The following is a 15,275-nucleotide window of genomic DNA, read 5'->3' as shown; positions in this document are numbered from 1 at the left end:
GTAGCCGCGGATGCCGCACGCAGTTGTGAGCGAGCGTCAGCGCAGCAAGGCGAAGCAGCTTCGCCGGGCGATGACGCGCGCTGAAACACTGCTGTGGCGGTACCTGAAAGCCAATCGCATGGATGGTGTTGGCATCCGACGCCAAACGCCGATCGGAAACTACATCGCTGACTTTGTGTGCTTCTCCTCGAAGCTCATCATTGAGCTCGACGGAGAATCCCATGATTTCGAGGAACGTCAGAAGAAGGATGAGCGTCGCGACGCCTTCTTCGCCGCCGAGGGTTTTCAGGTTCTGCGCTTCACTAACGATCAAGTGATGACGAACCTCGAGGGAGTTGTTGAGGCAATCCGCCAGGCAGCCTCCGCCGGCGCCCGCGGCTCACCCCCCTCCCTGACCCTCCCCCACAAGGGGGGAGGGAACGCTGACACCGACCAAAATCAATTCGTCGATACCGATAAGAACCGAGGCACACAGCCATGAAATTCACACTCTCCTGGCTGAAGGATCATCTCGAGACCGACGAGCCGCTCGAAAAGCTCGCCGACAAGCTCACCATGATCGGGCTCGAGGTCGAGAGCATCGAGGACAAGGCGAAGGCGCTGAAGCCGTTCACCATTGCGAAGGTGATCTCGGCCGAGCAGCATCCCAACGCGGACCGTCTGCGCGTCTGCATGGTCGACACTGGCGACGGTGGTGCGCCGGTGCAGGTCGTGTGCGGGGCGCCAAATGCGCGCGCCGGGCTCGTCAGCGTGTTTTCGCCGCCCGGCACCTACATTCCCGGCAAGGATATCACGCTTGGCGTTGGCACCATCCGCGGCGTCGAGAGCCGCGGCATGCTGTGCTCGGCGGCCGAGCTGCAGATCTCCAACGACCATGACGGCATCATGGAATTGCCGGCGGACGCGCCCATTGGCACGGCTTACGCCGAATGGGCCGGCCTTGGGGATCCCGTGGTCGAGATCAATCTGACGCCGAACCGGCAGGACTGCACCGGCGTGCACGGCATCGCGCGCGATCTCGCCGCCGCCGACATGGGCAAGTTCAAGGACCCCACGATCAAGCCGATCAAGGGCGAATTCCCCTGTCCCGTGAAGGTCACGGTCGAGGATGCCACGCTCTGCCCGGGCTTTGCGCTCCGTCTCGTGCGCGGGGTCAAGAACGGGCCGTCGCCGGAATGGCTGCAGAAGCGGCTGACCGCGATCGGGCTGCGCCCGATCAACGCGCTGGTCGACATCACCAACTTCATCACCTACGACCGCGCGCGCCCGCTGCACGTGTTCGACGCCAAGAAGGTGAAGGGCAATCTCGTCGTGCGCCGCGCGCGCGAGGGCGAGAGCCTGCTGGCGCTCGACGGCCGCACCTACAATCTCGATCCCGCCATTTGCGTGATCGCGGACGAGCACGGCGTCGAATCGCTCGCCGGCATCATGGGCGGCGAAGGGTCGGGCTGCGACGAGAACACCACAGACGTGCTGATCGAATCGGCGCTGTGGAACGAGATCAACATCGCCCAGACCGGCCGCAAGCTCGGCATCAATTCTGACGCGCGCTACCGCTTCGAGCGCGGCGTCGATCCGGCCTTCATGGTGCCCGGCATCGAGCTCGCGACCAAGCTGGTGATGGAGATGTGCGGCGGCACGCCGTCCGAAACGATCGTGGTCGGCAAGACCTTCGGCGACGACCGCCTGATCGACTTCCCGGTCACGGAGGTGAAGCGCCTCTCCGGCATCGAGGTGCCGCAGGTCGAGATGAAGCGCATCCTGACCCATCTCGGCTTCATGATGGCGGGTCCCGGCCCGGTGGTGAAGGTCGCGGTCCCGTCGTGGCGCTCCGACGTGCACGGCAAGGCCGACATCGTTGAGGAGATCGTCCGCATCGTCGGCGTCGACAAGGTGCCGATGACGCCGTTCGAGCGCGGCGACGAGCCGCGCAAGCCGGTGCTGACGCCGCTGCAGCTGCGCATCCGCCGCGCACGGCGCGCGCTCGCGAGCCGCGGCATGGTCGAAGCCGTGACCTGGTCGTTCATCGCAAAACCTGCGGCCGAATTGTTCGGCGGCGGACAGCGCGAGCTCGAGGTGGCCAACCCGATCGCCTCGGATCTCTCCGACATGCGCCCGACCCTGCTCGCCGGCCTGATCGCGGCGGCGCAGGCCAATGCCGATCGCGGCTTCGGCGATGTCGCGCTGTTCGAAGTCGGCCAGGTGTTCAAAGGCGATCGCCCGCAGGACCAGTTCATGGCGGCGAGCGGCGTGCGCCGCGGCCTTGCTTCGTCCGAAGGTATTGGACGGCACTGGACCGGCTCGGCGCAGGCCGACGTATTCGATGCCAAGGCCGATGCACTGGCGGTGCTGGCGGCGGCCGGCGCGCCGATGCAGGCGCTGCAGATCGTGGCGGGTGGTCCCGGCTGGCTGCATCCGGGCCGCTCCGGCACGATCCAGATCGGGCCGCAGAACGTGCTCGGCTACTTCGGCGAAGTGCACCCCAGGGCGCTCGAGGCGCTCGGCGCCGACGGGCCGCTTGTCGTGTTCGAGGTGATCCTCGACCGCATTCCCGAGGCGAAGAAGAAGCCGACGCGCGCCAAACCCTTGATCGAACTCTCGGCGTTCCAGCCGGTGTCGCGCGACTTCGCTTTCATCGTCGACCGCGCCGTCAAGGCCGGCGACATCGTTCGCGCCGCGCAAGGCGTCGACAAGAAGCTGATCACCGGCGTCAATGTCTTCGACGTCTACGAAGGCAAGGGCTTCGACGAGGCCAAGAAGTCGATCGCGATCGCGGTCACGCTGCAACCGCGCGAGAAAACCCTGACTGATCAGGAGATCGAGGCGGTCGCCACGAAGATCGTGGCCGAGGTCACCAAGAAGACCGGCGGCACGTTGCGCGGATGAGTCCTGCGGACTTCCTTCCGAAGGACGTCAGCCTCTCGATTGCGGTGGCGCTCTGCGCCGTCGCTTTTGTTTCGGGCACCGCGCGCGGCTTCTCCGGCTTCGGCTCGGCGCTGATCTTCATGCCGTTGGCAAGCAGCATCGCGGCGCCGCGGCTCGTTGCTGCCCTGCTGCTCGTCATCGATTTCGTCGCGGCCGTGCCGCTGCTGCCGGATGCGTGGCGGAAGGCCGATCGCAAGGCCACCGCCGTGATCGTGCTGGGCGCACTGATCGGCGTCCCCATCGGTACCTATTTCCTCAGCGTGCTCGAACCCGTCACCACGCGCTGGATCATCTCCTGCTTCGTCGCGGCGCTGTTGCTGCTGTTGCTGTCCGGATGGCGCTATCGCGGCAAGGACCACGCCTGGCTCTCGGTCGGCATCGGCGGCCTCTCAGGCTTCTGCAGCGGGCTCGCGCAGACCGGCGGCCCGCCGATCGTCGGCTACTGGCTCGGCCGCCCGATCGCGCCGATGGTCGCGCGCGCCAATATCGTGCTGTTCTTCGGCGCCTCGGATTTCTTCTCGATGGTCAGCTATGCGACGACCGGCCTGATCAGCCGCGAATCGCTGGTGCTGTCGCTGATCGTCGGCCCGGTCTATGCGGTTGGCGTTGCGTTCGGCAGCTCATTGTTCGGCCGCGCCAGCGAGAAGGTGTTTCGCGGCATCTGCTACGCGCTGATTGCGATGGCGGTGATCTTCGGATTGCCGGTGCTGGATGGCGTGCTGCGGTAACATCTCCGCTGTCGTCCCGGGACGCGCGTAGCGCGAGCCCGGGACCCATAACCCCGGGGAGTGGTTATGGGGCAGGGTGGCAACTCCGAGTCTTCGCCAAACCACGCCCTGTGAGTATGGGTCCCGGATCTGCGCTCCGCCTCGCTGCGCTTGTCCGGGACGACATTGGAATTTGTTGCGGCTTGATTGCCTTACTGCCGCGGCACACGCCGTTTCTTCGTCGACTGCGTCGGCACGTCGGCCGGCTCCTCCTTCAGCGCACCGATCTTGCGCAGGGCTGCATCGGCGGCGCGTTCGCCACTTTCCCAGGCGCCGTCGACGGTGCCCCACAAGGTCTCGTGGGTGGCTTCGCCGGCGAGGAACACATTGCCGATCGGCTCGCCCAAGGTTCTTCGCGAGAGCTGGCCGCCGGGCGCAGACGCCGACATTGCGCCCATCACGTAAGGCGAGGCGTTCCAGCGCGTGGCGCTGGTTTTTTGCACCACGGAAGCGGCCTCGCTGCCGAACAGCTTTGTGATCCACTCCCGGGCAAAGGCAGCCATCGCCTTCTCGCCCTGCTCGGCGAGATCGCGGCCGAACGAGCCGCCGACATCGATCGAGCACAGCGAGGAGCCGCCGATATTGGCGAACATCAGCGCCGTGCGGGTCGAATTGCTCTGCTCGATGAGGATGTCGTCGCGCGACAGGCCGAGCGGATTGCCGGGCAGCTGCAGCACGATACGATCGTAGCTGCCGAGGCTGAGCTTCGATGCCGCATCCAGTGTCCGCTTGGGAATGTCGGGTGCGAACTTGATCGCGCCCGATGTCAGCACATTGGTCGAGACCGTGACGATGGCGGCGCGCGCCGCGATCTTGCCGGACTGCGTCTCGACGCTGACGTCGCGGTTGCTCCAGGCGATGCGGTTCGCCGGGGTGGACAGCGCCACCGGCGCCTGCTCGGCGAGCTTGGCGATCAGCGTGCCCAGGCCCTGGCGGCAGGCGATCGCCGCGTTGCGGTCCTGCGCGCGTCCCTTGTCGATGGCGGACAGCTCCTTCAGGTCCTTGCCGGCGAAGCTCGCGCCCAGCATGAACTCGGCCGCGCCGGCCCAGTCGCCGAGATCCTTCGGCAGCACCGATGCGCAGGAGGTGTCGAGCTTGCCCCGCCCGGCCTCGTCGATGGCACGGTTGGCGCGCACCAGGGCGGCCAGGAATTGCTCGGTCTCGCCCGCGCGGGCATTGCGGCGGCCGATGCGCATCTTCTGGCCCGAGGGCGCCGGCAGCACGTCCAGCCCGGCGTTGCGCGCCAGCCGGATCATCGGGTTGGTGTCGGGATTGTGCATCCAGCGGGCGCCGCGGTCGAACGGCGTGTCGAAGGTCGTGCTGTCGGTGATGCAGCGCCCGCCGACCTGTGCGGCCGCCTCCACCACGATGACCTTGCGGCCCGTCGCCATGATGCGCCGCGCCGCGGCAATTCCCGCCGCCCCCGCACCGATCACGACGATGTCGGCCTCGCGCGGCAGGGGCGCGGCGGATGCGCGCAGCACCGGCATCGCCGCAAGGGCCGCCGACGCCGAAAGAAAGCCGCGGCGCGTGATTGTCATGGCATGGTTTCCGGGGACTTGCGGCGAACGTGAACAGCCCGCGAACCTTGCCGTATCCAATGTTGCGCAGCAACCATCATGGTGAATCAATCATGCTTGATCTCACAGAGTGATGAACCGAATTGCAACACGTTTCGACCATGATAGAGAAGGGAAAAAGACGGCCGGAAAAGGCCGTGGGGGGTTGAGATGGGGACGGTCCTGGATTCTGTCGGCAAGGTGATTGCCGCGTACCTCTCGAAGGAGGTGCCGGGCTATGAGCCGTTCACGCCGAGCGACCCCGAGCATCTGCGCGGTATCATCGAGCCCGGCGACGTTCTGCTGGTCGAGGGCAACAACCGCATCTCCGGCATCATCAAATACCTGACGCAGTCGACCTGGTCGCATGCCGCGCTCTATGTCGGTCCGATCGAGGGAGCAGAGGAGCCCAACGGCGAGCCGCATGTTCTGATCGAGGCCAATATCGGCGAAGGCGTCACCTCGGCGCCGCTGTCGAAATATTTCCCCTACCACACCCGCCTCTGCCGCCCGGTCGGGCTGTCCTATGAGGACCGCACCACGGTGTGCCGCTATGCGATCAACCGCATCGGCTTTGGCTACGACACCAAGAACATCGTCGACCTCATGCGCTATCTGTTCCCGCTGCCGATACCGCAGCGCTGGCGCCGGCGCATGATCGCGATCGGCTCGGGCGACCCGACCAAGATCATCTGTTCCGCGCTGATCGCGCAGGCCTTCGACGCCGTGCGCTACCCGATCCTGCCGAAGATCACCAAGGCGGGCAGCCGCGCCGCACGGCGCGAGATCCTGCACATCCGCGATTCCTCGCTCTACATGCCCCGCGACTTCGACATCTCGCCCTATTTCGAGGTCGTCAAACCCACCATCGTCAATGGATTCGACTACACCGCCCTGCATTGGGCCGACAAGCAAAAGCCGCTCGAGGAGGTGGCGGGCACTTTCAGTGTGTTTCCAGAAACGCTCCGTGCGCCGCCGCTCGTTCCTGAGGCGATTGACAAAGAGACGCCGGCTGAAATTCCGGCTGAAGAAGTGAGCGCGCAAGCCAGCGTGGCGTTCTCCGAACATTTCGTGCAGCTCAGCGAGCTCGCGATATATCGCGCGCGGGCGCGGGAGATGGCAGCGTAGGTTCGCCGTCTCGTAGGGTGGGCAAAGGCGCGAAGCGCCGTGCCCACGTTCTTCTGCGACCCCTGATCGAGGTGGGCACACTGCGCTTTGCCCACCCTACGAGACTGCCTCCACCGTGATTGCGAGGAGCTTTTGCGACGAAGCAATCCAGACTGCCGCCGCAGCAACAGCCTGGATTGCTTCGCTGCGCTCGCAACGACGTAGAGCGCGCTACCGCTCCGCCCGCCCGATCACCGCCATCAGCTCCGCGATCTTGGCGCGCTGGTCGGCCTTGTCGCCGGTCGCGATGGCGTGCTCGACGCAATGGGCGACGTGATCCTTCAAAACCTCTTCCTCGACCCGGCGCAGCGCGGCGCGCACCGCCGCGATTTGCGTCACGATGTCGATGCAGTAGCGGTCTTCCTCTACCATTTTCGAGAGGCCACGAACCTGGCCCTCGATCCGGCCGAGTCGTTTTCCGACGGATGCCTTGATGTCCTTGCGCATGGGGCCTATATACCCCTACCGGGTATAGGTTTCAAGACCAGGCGCAAAGGCCGGAACATGGCAATGAACAACAACGAGCACGAGCATCGTCACAGCGCGGCAACGCATTCCGGATGCGGCTGTTCCACGAAAGCTGCAGCGCCGGCGGCGAAACCCGAGGCTTCCTCGTGCTGCGGCGGCCACGGAGATCATGCCGGCCACGGCCATCATCACGGCGACGCCGCAACCAAGGTCAAAGATCCCGTCTGCGGCATGATGGTCGATCCCGCGACCTCGAAGCATTGCTTCGAGCATCACGGCGAGACCTTCCATTTCTGCTCGGCCGGCTGCCGCACCAAGTTCGCCGCCGATCCCGCCAAGTATCTTGCCAAGGACGGGGCGCCCGAACCGGAGATGCCCGCGGGCACGATCTACACCTGTCCGATGCACCCGCAGATCCGCCAGGTCGGCCCGGGCACGTGCCCGATCTGCGGCATGGCGCTGGAGCCTGAGGTCGCGAGCCTTGAGACCGGCCCCAATCCGGAGCTCGCCGACATGACGCGGCGGTTCTGGATCGGCGGCGTGCTGTCGCTGCCGCCGATCGCGCTGGAGATGGGCGGCCATCTCGCAAGCCCCCACAGCTGGATCGATCCGACCCTGTCGAATTGGATCCAGCTCGCCTTCGCAACGCCCGTGGTGCTCTGGGCCGGCTGGCCGTTCTTCGTCCGCGGCTGGCAGTCGCTGCTGACGCGCAATCTCAACATGTTCACGCTGATCGCGATGGGCACCGGGGTTGCGTATGTCTACAGCGTGCTCGGCACGGTCACGCCGCAGATCTTCCCCCCCACGTTCCGCGGCCATGAGGGCGCGGTCGCGGTCTATTTCGAGGCGGCCGCCGTCATCACCGTGCTGGTGCTGCTCGGCCAGGTGCTGGAGCTGCGCGCCCGCGATGCAACGTCGGGTGCGATCAAGGCGCTGCTGCAGCTCGCGCCGAAGACCGCGCGCCGCGTCGATGCCGATGGCAGCGAGCACGAGGTCGAGATCGACACGCTCCACGCCGGCGATCGCCTGCGCGTCCGTCCCGGCGAGAAGGTGCCGGTCGACGGCATCATCCTCGAGGGCCGCTCGTCGCTCGATGAATCGCTGGTGACGGGTGAATCCATGCCGGTCACCAAGGAGGCTGGCGCAAAGGTCATCGCCGGCACGCTGAACCAGTCCGGCAGCTTCATCATGCGCGCCGACAAGGTCGGGCGCGAGACGCTGCTGTCGCAGATCGTGCAGATGGTCGCGGATGCGCAGCGCTCGCGCGCGCCGATCCAGCGCCTGGCCGACCAGGTCTCCGGCTGGTTCGTGCCGCTGGTGATCGTCATCGCCGTCGCGGCCTTTGCCGCCTGGGCCTGGTTCGGACCGGAGCCGCGGCTCGCCTTCGGCCTCGTCGCCGCCGTGAGCGTGCTGATCATCGCCTGCCCCTGTGCGCTGGGCCTGGCCACCCCGATGTCGATCATGGTCGGCGTCGGCCGCGGCGCGCAAGGTGGCGTCCTGATCAAGAACGCCGAAGCGCTGGAGCGGATGGAGAAGATCGACACGCTGGTGGTCGACAAGACCGGCACGCTGACCGAAGGCAAGCCCAAGGTGGTCTCGATCGCGCCGGCCTCCGGCTTTGCGGAAGACGATATCCTCCGGCTGGCGGCCACCGTCGAGCGCGCCAGCGAGCATCCGCTGGCCGACGCCATCGTGCGCGCGGCGAAGGAGAAGCAGCTCCCGCTCGGCCAGGTCGAGCAGTTCGATTCGCCGACGGGCAAGGGCGCGACCGGCAAGGTCGACGGCAAGACCGTCGTGCTCGGCAATGCCAGATATCTGTCGACGATCGGCATCGACACCACGACGCTCGACGCCGAGGCCGAGCGGCTGCGCGGCGACGGCGCCACCGTGATCAACATGGCGGTCGACGGCCGGCTCGCCGGCCTGTTCGCGATCGCAGATCCGGTCAAGGCCTCGACGCCGGAGGCGCTGAAGGCGCTCGCGGCGGAGGGCATCAAGGTGATCATGCTGACCGGCGACAACCGCACCACGGCCGAGGCCGTAGCGCGCCGGCTCGGCATTGCCGAGGTCGAGGCCGAAGTGCTGCCGGACCAGAAGAGCGCGGTGGTGACAAAACTGCAGAAGGCCGGCCGCAGCGTCGCCATGGCCGGCGACGGCGTCAACGACGCGCCGGCGCTGGCGGCGGCCGAGGTCGGCATCGCCATGGGCACCGGCACCGACGTTGCGATGGAGAGCGCCGGCGTGACGCTGCTCAAGGGCGACCTCGTCGGCATCGTCCGCGCGCGAAAACTGTCGCAGGCGACGATGAGCAATATCCGGCAGAACCTGTTCTTCGCCTTCATCTACAACGCCGCCGGGATTCCGATTGCCGCCGGCGTCCTCTATCCGGCGTTCGGTCTGTTGCTCTCCCCGATCATCGCCGCGGCGGCGATGGCGCTGTCCTCGGTCAGCGTGGTCGGCAACGCGCTGCGGCTGCGTGCGACGCGGCTGTGAATGTACCGCGGCAAGGAAGGTGCGCTCCCTCGCCCCGTTCTTACGGGGAGAGGGTTGGGGTGAGGGGCTGTCTCCGCAATCACGGTGAGAATTGGAGTCGCGGAGAGTCCCCCTCACCCGGAATTCAAGCTACGCTTAAATTCCGACCTCTCCCCGCAAGCGGGGCGAGGTGAGAGCGAGCGGCGCCCGCGGAGAGGACCTGATGCAGCGGATTACCATCACGATCGAGGACGATCTCCTGGCGGAGATCGATGCGGCGGCGGAAGCGCGCGGCTACCAGAACCGCTCCGAGATCATCCGCGACCTCGCGCGCGCCGGCCTGCAGCAGAGCGCCGAGGACACCGCGCAGGCCGGCCAATGCGTCGCCGGCCTCGTCTACGTCTATGACCACGCGGCGCGCGATCTGTCGAAACGGCTGGTGCAGGAATTCCACGGCCACCACGACCTCGCGCTGGCGACGCTGCATGTCCACCTCGACGACAACAATTGCATGGAGATGACGGCGCTGCGCGGCGCGGCCTCGGAGGTCAGGCACTTCGCCGACCACATCATCGCCGAGCGCGGCGTGCGCTACGGCCGCGTGGTGATGATCCCGACCGGCGACAGCAAACAAGCGAAGACGCGCAAGCACGGGCATAGACACGATTAGTCTAGGCTGCTCTCGGAAGAGTAGCGGCTCTTACCCTCCCCTGGAGGGGGAGGGTAAGCAAGAGCTCGCGCCGCGTTCGCGGCCGAGGGCAGCCCCCGCGCCCTTGCCGAAGCCGCATTGGGTGTCTACCTCTCGCGAGGTGTTTACCTCAGAGGGTCCCCCATGCTGGATGCCGCCATCAAGGCGCTGTCGCAATTGATCTCGCCGCCGATGCGCTCGATCCTGTGGCGGTCGATCGGGCTGGCGCTGGTGCTGATCGTCGTGCTGGCGATCGGCTTGCAGCGGCTGCTCAGCTGGTTTGCGACCTCCGGCGAGGTGTGGCTGGAAGGCCTGCTCGGGCCGGGCTGGCATTCCTCGATCGAGGTTCTCTCCTGGATCGTCTCGATCGCGACGGGTCTCGGCGTCGTGTTCGGCGGCATCTTCCTGATGCCGGCCATCACCTCGGTGGTGGCGAGCCTGTTCGTCGACGACGTCGCCGACATCGTCGAGCGCGAGCATTATCCGGCCGAGCGGCCGGGCACCGCACTGCCGTTCAGCCGGGCGATGCTCGAGGGCATCAAGACCGCGCTCGTGGCCATCCTGGTCTATCTCGCTGCGCTGCCGCTGGTGCTGTTCGCCGGCGCCGGTTTCCTGATCTTCTTCCTCGCCGCCGCCTGGCTGCTCGGCCGCGAATATTTCGAGCTCGCCGCGATGCGCTTCCGCCCGCCCGAGGAAGCCAAGGCGATGCGGCGCGACAATGCCGCAACCGTCTTCACCGCCGGCCTGTTCATCGCCGCCTTCGTCTCGATCCCGATCGTGAACCTGGCGACACCGATCTTCGGCATGGCCTTCATGGTCCACATGCACAAGCGCCTGTCAGGCTCGCGGCCCGAGCTGATCGAGCCGGCGCGGCAGGTGCGATAACGGCGCCGAGGCAGCGCTGTCTCAGACCGTCTTCTCCGGCCAGCGGCAGAGATCGTTGATCAGGCAGACCTCGCAGCGCGGCTTGCGGGCGAGGCAGGTATAGCGGCCGTGCAGGATCAGCCAATGATGCGCGTGCAGCATGAACTCGGCCGGGATCACCTTTTCGAGGCCAAGCTCGACCTCCAGCGGCGTCTTGCCGGGCGCAAGCTCCGTGCGATTGCCGACGCGGAAGACATGGGTGTCGACCGCCATGGTGTGCTCGCCGAAGGCCATGTTGAGCACGACGTTGGCGGTCTTGCGACCTGCGCCGGGCAATGACTCGATCTCCGTGCGCGTGCGCGGCACCTCGCCGCCGAATTCATTGAGCAGCTTGGCCGACAGCGCGATCACGTTCCTGGCCTTGGTGCGGTAGAGACCGATCGTCTTGATGTAGTCGCGCAAGCGCTCCTCGCCGAGATCGAGCATCTTCTGCGGGGTGTCGGCAACCTCGAACAGCGCACGCGTCGCCTTGTTGACGCCGGCATCGGTCGCCTGTGCCGACAGCACCACCGCGACCAGCAGCGTGAACGGGTTGACGTGCTCGAGCTCGCCCTTGGGCTCCGGATTGGCCTTGCGGAAGCGGCTGAAGACCTCGTGGACCTCGGCCGGCGTCCACGGCTTTGTGGCTTTGAGTGATTTCTTTGCGGGTGCTCTCGGCTTGGTCGCGACCGGTCTTGCCGTTTTCTTCGGCACCGCCGCTTTGCGCGGCACCGGCTTGCGGGTGATTTTCGCCATGATCGGGATATACTGATGGACGATGAGCACAGGCAACGAAATTGCGCGGCCGCGATCAGAGAGCGAGGATGAGCCTCAGATCTTCTCTGCGCTGCTGACGCCGCACCGCTCGCTGAACCGCACCGGCTTTCTCGCCGTGATGCTGTTCCTGAGCGCCGTCGGCTTCGTCACGGGCCTCGCTTTCCTGATGATGGGCGCTTGGCCGGTGCTCGGTTTCTTCGGTCTCGACGTGCTCGTGATCTGGTGGGCCTTCAAGGTCAATTTTCGCGCCGCACGGGCCAGCGAGGAAATCGTGGTGACGACGTCGGAATTGCGGGTGCGGCGCGTCAGCCATCGTGGCCAGGTTGCCGAATGGACCTTCAATCCGCTCTGGGTCCGGCTCGACCAGGAGGTCGATGAGGAATACGGCATCGAGCACCTCTATCTGATCTCCCGCGGCCGCCGCCTGCTCATCGCAGGCTTTCTCGGCCCTGAAGAAAAGGCGAGCTTTTACAATGCTTTGGTCGGGGCTCTCAACGCCGCTCGGCGTGGCCCGACCTATCATCCGGCGACCTGAGCGCAGTCGGAAATCGGGTGGTTTCGCGCCGGCCGCTCCCCTACATTTCCGGTCATGATGACCCTTGCGATACATGACCAGCGCCTGGCCAGGCCGGGCACCCAGAACGCCGCGTTGCGCGACTATGATTCGGTGCGACGGGCGATCGCCTTCATCTCGGCGAACTGGCGCGCGCAGCCGACCATCGAGGCGATGGCGGATGCCGCCGGGGTAACGCCGGACGAGCTACACCATCTGTTCCGCCGCTGGGCTTCGATCACGCCGAAGGCCTTCATGCAGGCGCTCACCCTCGACCACGCCAAGAACCTGCTCAGGGATTCCGCCAGCATCCTTGATGCGGCGCTCGACTCCGGCCTGTCCGGGCCGGGCCGGCTGCACGATCTCTTCGTCACCCATGAAGCGATGTCGCCGGGCGAATGGAAGAACGGCGGTGCCGGCCTCACCCTGCGCTACGGCTTCCACCCTTCGCCGTTCGGCACCGCGATCGTGATCGCCACCGACCGCGGCCTGTCGGGCCTCGCCTTCGCCGATCACGGCGAGGAGAAGATCGCGCTCGCCGACATGACGCGGCGCTGGCCGAACGCCACCTATGTGGAAGATCACGAAGGCACCGCGCCGCTCGCAGCGCGCATCTTCGATCCAAAACTGTGGCGGCCGGATCAGCCGCTGCGCGTGGTGCTGATCGGCACCGATTTCGAGGTGCGGGTGTGGGAGACGCTCTTGAAGATTCCGATGGGCCGCGCGGTGTCCTATTCCGACATCGCATGCAACATCAGCAATCCCAAGGCTTCGCGCGCCGTCGGTGCTGCGGTCGGCAAGAACCCGGTCTCGTTCGTCGTGCCCTGCCACCGCGCGCTCGGCAAGAGCGGCACGCTCACCGGCTATCATTGGGGCATCACCCGCAAGCAGGCGATGCTGGGCTGGGAGGCCGGGCAGCTGGGGCTGCAGTAGGCAAGATGCAGTAGGATTTCGTAGGGTGGGTTAGCGCAGCGTAACCCACCTCTTTGGTTTCCGCAGAACAGAAGTGGTGAGTTACGCCAGCGACTGCGCTTTTCGCAGTCGCCGTCTAACCCACCCTACGGCACCGCGCTTGCGGCAAAGTCTACCCCGCCAGATCCAGCTTCGAGGCCACGGTCGAATCCGCGTTGAGGCGGTAGATGATCGGCACACCCGTCGCGAGCTCGCGCTTCAAAATGCCTTCGGGGGAGAGCTTTTCCAGCACCATGATCAGCGCGCGCAGCGAGTTGCCGTGGGCGGCAACCAGCGTGCGCTTGCCGTTGAGCACGCTGGGCAGGATCTCCTGCACGTAGTACGGCAGCGCGCGCGCGAGCGTATCCTTCAGGCTTTCGCCGCCGGGCGGCGGCACGTCGTAGGAGCGGCGCCAGATCAGCACCTGCTCCTCGCCCCATTTCTTGCGGGCGTCGTCCTTGTTGAGCCCGGAGAGATCGCCGTAGTCGCGCTCGTTGAGCGCGAGGTTCTTCGAAGTCGGCAGACCCTCCTGCCCGAGCTCGCCGAGGATGAGATCCAGCGTGTGCTGCGCGCGCGTCAGGACCGAGGTGAAGGCGACGTCGAACACCAGGCCCTGTGCCTTCAGCTTGCGGCCGGCCTCCTTGGCTTCGTTCACGCCGAGCTCGGTGAGATCAGGGTCCTTCCAGCCCGTGAACAGGTTCTTCAGATTCCATTCGCTCTGGCCGTGGCGCACGAGCACGAGAAGACGTTCGCTCATCAACTGCTTTCCGTGTTGTTCAGTTCAGATGTCGGACAGGCCGAGCACGTCGGCCATGGTGTAGTGCCCCGGCTTCTTGCCGTGCGCCCACAGCGCCGCCTTGAGCGCACCATGGGCGAACAGCATGCGGTCCTCGGCCTGATGCGACAGCGTCAGGCGCTCGAACGGGCCGAGGAAGGTCACGCTGTGGTCGCCGGCCACGGTGCCGCCGCGCAAGGAGGCGAAGCCGATATTGCCGGGCCGACGGGCACCGGTGATGCCGTCGCGGCCGCGCTCGGAATGGTCATCGAGGGTGACGCCGCGGCCGCTCGCTGCGGCCTGGCCCAGCATCAGCGCGGTGCCCGAGGGCGCATCGACCTTCATGCGGTGATGGGTCTCGACGATCTCGATGTCAAAACTCTGGTCGAGCGCCTTGGCGACGCGCTTGACCACGGCGGCGAGCAGATTGACGCCGAGGCTCATATTGCCCGACTGAACCACGACGGCGCGGTTGGTGACGCTCTTGATCACGGCATTGTCGGAGCCGGACAGGCCGGTCGTGCCGATGACGTGCACGAGGCCGCGCTCGGCGGCGATGGCGACATTGGCGATGGTCGCCGCCGGCACCGTGAAATCGAGAATGCCGTCGGCCTCCTTGCACATCGCCCAGAGATCGGCGGAGAGCTTGATGTCGTTGGCCGGCAGGCCGGCGAGCACGCCGGCATCCTTGCCGAGCAGCTCGGAGCCCGGCGCCTCCAGCGCGCCCGCCAGCACGGCGCCCTCGCTTTCGGCAATCGCCCGCACCAGCGCCCGGCCCATCCGGCCGCCGGCTCCCGCAACAATCAAGCGCATGTCGGACATGGTGTGATCCTCTTCGAGGCCGTTGTAGCGGGGGGAGGCAGTTCCGGCAACCGAGGCCCACGCGCGCGACGCGTGCCTTTACCCTCCCCTCCAGGGGAGGCTAAGACGGGATCGAGCCTCAGCCGTCCTGCGGCTGCGGGCCGTCGTAGCCTTCGATGACGATGAGGTCGGCGATCGAGTGCGGCTGGCGCACCTTGATGTTGGCCTGGTATTCCGGCGAGTTGTAGCAGGCGAGCGCGGTCTCGTAGTCAGGGAATTCGATCACGACGTTGCGGTTGCGGCTGGCGCCTTCGACGGTGGTGAACTTGCCGGCGCGGACGACGAAACGGCCGCCCCATTTCTTGAAGATCGGGCCGTTGGCGATCGCATAGGGCTTGTAGCCCTCGTCATTGCTGACGTCGACCCGCCCGATCCAGTAACCCTTTGCCATTGTTCTTCTCCCTGTTGC

Annotated in this window: 15 protein-coding genes; 9 read left to right on the top strand and 6 right to left on the bottom strand. The window is 66.3% G+C overall.

Going from position 1 to position 15,275, the window contains the following annotated elements:
* The first annotated feature begins 10 nt into the window (after positions 1–10).
* The 3 genes from P0R31_RS08965 to P0R31_RS08955 are packed head-to-tail and all read left to right on the top strand — an operon-like array spanning position 11 to position 3,653.
* On the top strand, positions 11–481 hold the full coding sequence (locus tag P0R31_RS08965) for an endonuclease domain-containing protein (protein ID WP_275513759.1): 471 nt from the start codon (positions 11–13) through the stop codon (positions 479–481).
* Complete coding sequence (gene pheT / locus P0R31_RS08960; RefSeq protein WP_275513758.1) at positions 478–2,886, top strand: phenylalanine--tRNA ligase subunit beta; 2,409 nt, start codon at positions 478–480, stop codon at positions 2,884–2,886. The genes P0R31_RS08965 and pheT overlap by 4 nt, the downstream gene beginning before the upstream one ends.
* Positions 2,883–3,653, top strand: a complete 771-nt coding sequence (locus tag P0R31_RS08955) for a sulfite exporter TauE/SafE family protein (RefSeq protein WP_275513757.1) — start codon at positions 2,883–2,885, stop codon at positions 3,651–3,653. Before pheT ends, P0R31_RS08955 begins: the two co-directional genes overlap by 4 nt.
* Positions 3,654–3,844: 191 nt before the next feature.
* On the opposite strand, the gene P0R31_RS08950 is transcribed toward P0R31_RS08955, so the two are convergent.
* A complete protein-coding gene (locus P0R31_RS08950; RefSeq protein ID WP_275513756.1) occupies positions 3,845–5,233 on the bottom strand; it encodes a flavin monoamine oxidase family protein in 1,389 nt (462 codons plus the stop codon).
* A gap of 189 nt (positions 5,234–5,422) precedes the next feature.
* Here P0R31_RS08950 and P0R31_RS08945 point away from each other — a divergent pair, with 189 nt between their 5' ends.
* Positions 5,423–6,379 carry a YiiX/YebB-like N1pC/P60 family cysteine hydrolase gene (locus tag P0R31_RS08945; RefSeq protein ID WP_275513755.1) on the top strand — a complete coding sequence of 319 codons (957 nt, stop codon included), beginning with the start codon at positions 5,423–5,425 and terminating at the stop codon, positions 6,377–6,379.
* A 210-nt stretch (positions 6,380–6,589) separates the two neighbouring features.
* On the opposite strand, the gene P0R31_RS08940 is transcribed toward P0R31_RS08945, so the two are convergent.
* Positions 6,590–6,865, bottom strand: coding sequence for a metal-sensitive transcriptional regulator (locus P0R31_RS08940; protein WP_275513754.1), 276 nt, complete (start codon positions 6,863–6,865; stop codon positions 6,590–6,592).
* A gap of 63 nt (positions 6,866–6,928) precedes the next feature.
* On the opposite strand from P0R31_RS08940, the gene P0R31_RS08935 reads away from it, so the two are divergent.
* The 3 genes from P0R31_RS08935 to P0R31_RS08925 all read left to right on the top strand — a co-directional run bounded on the left by P0R31_RS08935 (position 6,929) and on the right by P0R31_RS08925 (position 10,931).
* Complete coding sequence (locus tag P0R31_RS08935; RefSeq protein WP_275513753.1) at positions 6,929–9,379, top strand: heavy metal translocating P-type ATPase; 2,451 nt, start codon at positions 6,929–6,931, stop codon at positions 9,377–9,379.
* Positions 9,380–9,581: 202 nt separating this feature from the next.
* Entirely contained in the window at positions 9,582–10,028 is a 447-nt protein-coding gene (nikR, locus tag P0R31_RS08930; RefSeq protein ID WP_275513752.1) for a nickel-responsive transcriptional regulator NikR, read from the top strand.
* Between the two features lie 162 nt (positions 10,029–10,190).
* Positions 10,191–10,931: a sulfate transporter family protein gene (locus P0R31_RS08925; protein ID WP_275513751.1), complete on the top strand. Its 741-nt coding sequence runs from the start codon at positions 10,191–10,193 to the stop codon at positions 10,929–10,931.
* 21 nt (positions 10,932–10,952) lie between these two features.
* On the opposite strand, the gene nth is transcribed toward P0R31_RS08925, so the two are convergent.
* Positions 10,953–11,705, bottom strand: a complete 753-nt coding sequence (gene nth / locus P0R31_RS08920) for an endonuclease III (RefSeq protein ID WP_275513750.1) — start codon at positions 11,703–11,705, stop codon at positions 10,953–10,955.
* A gap of 22 nt (positions 11,706–11,727) precedes the next feature.
* Between nth and P0R31_RS08915 the strand changes: the two genes are divergently transcribed.
* Both P0R31_RS08915 and P0R31_RS08910 read left to right on the top strand, forming a co-directional pair.
* A complete protein-coding gene (locus tag P0R31_RS08915) occupies positions 11,728–12,261 on the top strand; it encodes a DUF2244 domain-containing protein (RefSeq protein WP_275513749.1) in 534 nt (177 codons plus the stop codon).
* A 54-nt stretch (positions 12,262–12,315) separates the two neighbouring features.
* Positions 12,316–13,212 carry a bifunctional helix-turn-helix domain-containing protein/methylated-DNA--[protein]-cysteine S-methyltransferase gene (locus P0R31_RS08910; RefSeq protein WP_275513748.1) on the top strand — a complete coding sequence of 299 codons (897 nt, stop codon included), beginning with the start codon at positions 12,316–12,318 and terminating at the stop codon, positions 13,210–13,212.
* Between the two features lie 151 nt (positions 13,213–13,363).
* On the opposite strand, the gene P0R31_RS08905 is transcribed toward P0R31_RS08910, so the two are convergent.
* From P0R31_RS08905 to P0R31_RS08895, 3 genes are all read right to left on the bottom strand, one after another.
* Positions 13,364–13,987 carry a 2,3-bisphosphoglycerate-dependent phosphoglycerate mutase gene (locus P0R31_RS08905; RefSeq protein WP_275513747.1) on the bottom strand — a complete coding sequence of 208 codons (624 nt, stop codon included), beginning with the start codon at positions 13,985–13,987 and terminating at the stop codon, positions 13,364–13,366.
* 24 nt (positions 13,988–14,011) lie between these two features.
* A complete protein-coding gene (gene dapB, locus P0R31_RS08900; protein ID WP_275513746.1) occupies positions 14,012–14,827 on the bottom strand; it encodes a 4-hydroxy-tetrahydrodipicolinate reductase in 816 nt (271 codons plus the stop codon).
* A gap of 118 nt (positions 14,828–14,945) precedes the next feature.
* On the bottom strand, positions 14,946–15,257 hold the full coding sequence (locus P0R31_RS08895) for a DUF1330 domain-containing protein (protein ID WP_036046075.1): 312 nt from the start codon (positions 15,255–15,257) through the stop codon (positions 14,946–14,948).
* Positions 15,258–15,275 lie beyond the last annotated feature (18 nt).

The organism is Bradyrhizobium yuanmingense (genome assembly GCF_029167105.1).
Taxonomy (GTDB): Bacteria; Pseudomonadota; Alphaproteobacteria; order Rhizobiales; family Xanthobacteraceae; genus Bradyrhizobium; species Bradyrhizobium yuanmingense_A.
Note: the sequence above shows the minus strand (reverse complement) of the source record. Positions and strands in the feature narration are given on the sequence as shown.

Bases quoted from the DNA above. Each gene is read 5' to 3' on its own strand.
- P0R31_RS08955 (WP_275513757.1), top strand. From the start codon at position 2,883: ATGAGTCCTGCGGACTTCCTTCCGAAGGACGTCAGCCTCTCGATTGCG.
- nth (WP_275513750.1), bottom strand. From the start codon at position 11,705: ATGGCGAAAATCACCCGCAAGCCGGTGCCGCGCAAAGCGGCGGTGCCG.
- pheT (WP_275513758.1), top strand. From the start codon at position 478: ATGAAATTCACACTCTCCTGGCTGAAGGATCATCTCGAGACCGACGAG.
- P0R31_RS08925 (WP_275513751.1), top strand. From the start codon at position 10,191: ATGCTGGATGCCGCCATCAAGGCGCTGTCGCAATTGATCTCGCCGCCG.
- P0R31_RS08905 (WP_275513747.1), bottom strand. From the start codon at position 13,987: ATGAGCGAACGTCTTCTCGTGCTCGTGCGCCACGGCCAGAGCGAATGG.
- nikR (WP_275513752.1), top strand. From the start codon at position 9,582: ATGCAGCGGATTACCATCACGATCGAGGACGATCTCCTGGCGGAGATC.
- P0R31_RS08935 (WP_275513753.1), top strand. From the start codon at position 6,929: ATGAACAACAACGAGCACGAGCATCGTCACAGCGCGGCAACGCATTCC.
- dapB (WP_275513746.1), bottom strand. From the start codon at position 14,827: ATGTCCGACATGCGCTTGATTGTTGCGGGAGCCGGCGGCCGGATGGGC.
- P0R31_RS08910 (WP_275513748.1), top strand. From the start codon at position 12,316: ATGATGACCCTTGCGATACATGACCAGCGCCTGGCCAGGCCGGGCACC.
- P0R31_RS08965 (WP_275513759.1), top strand. From the start codon at position 11: ATGCCGCACGCAGTTGTGAGCGAGCGTCAGCGCAGCAAGGCGAAGCAG.
- P0R31_RS08945 (WP_275513755.1), top strand. From the start codon at position 5,423: ATGGGGACGGTCCTGGATTCTGTCGGCAAGGTGATTGCCGCGTACCTC.
- P0R31_RS08950 (WP_275513756.1), bottom strand. From the start codon at position 5,233: ATGACAATCACGCGCCGCGGCTTTCTTTCGGCGTCGGCGGCCCTTGCG.
- P0R31_RS08895 (WP_036046075.1), bottom strand. From the start codon at position 15,257: ATGGCAAAGGGTTACTGGATCGGGCGGGTCGACGTCAGCAATGACGAG.
- P0R31_RS08915 (WP_275513749.1), top strand. From the start codon at position 11,728: ATGAGCACAGGCAACGAAATTGCGCGGCCGCGATCAGAGAGCGAGGAT.
- P0R31_RS08940 (WP_275513754.1), bottom strand. From the start codon at position 6,865: ATGCGCAAGGACATCAAGGCATCCGTCGGAAAACGACTCGGCCGGATC.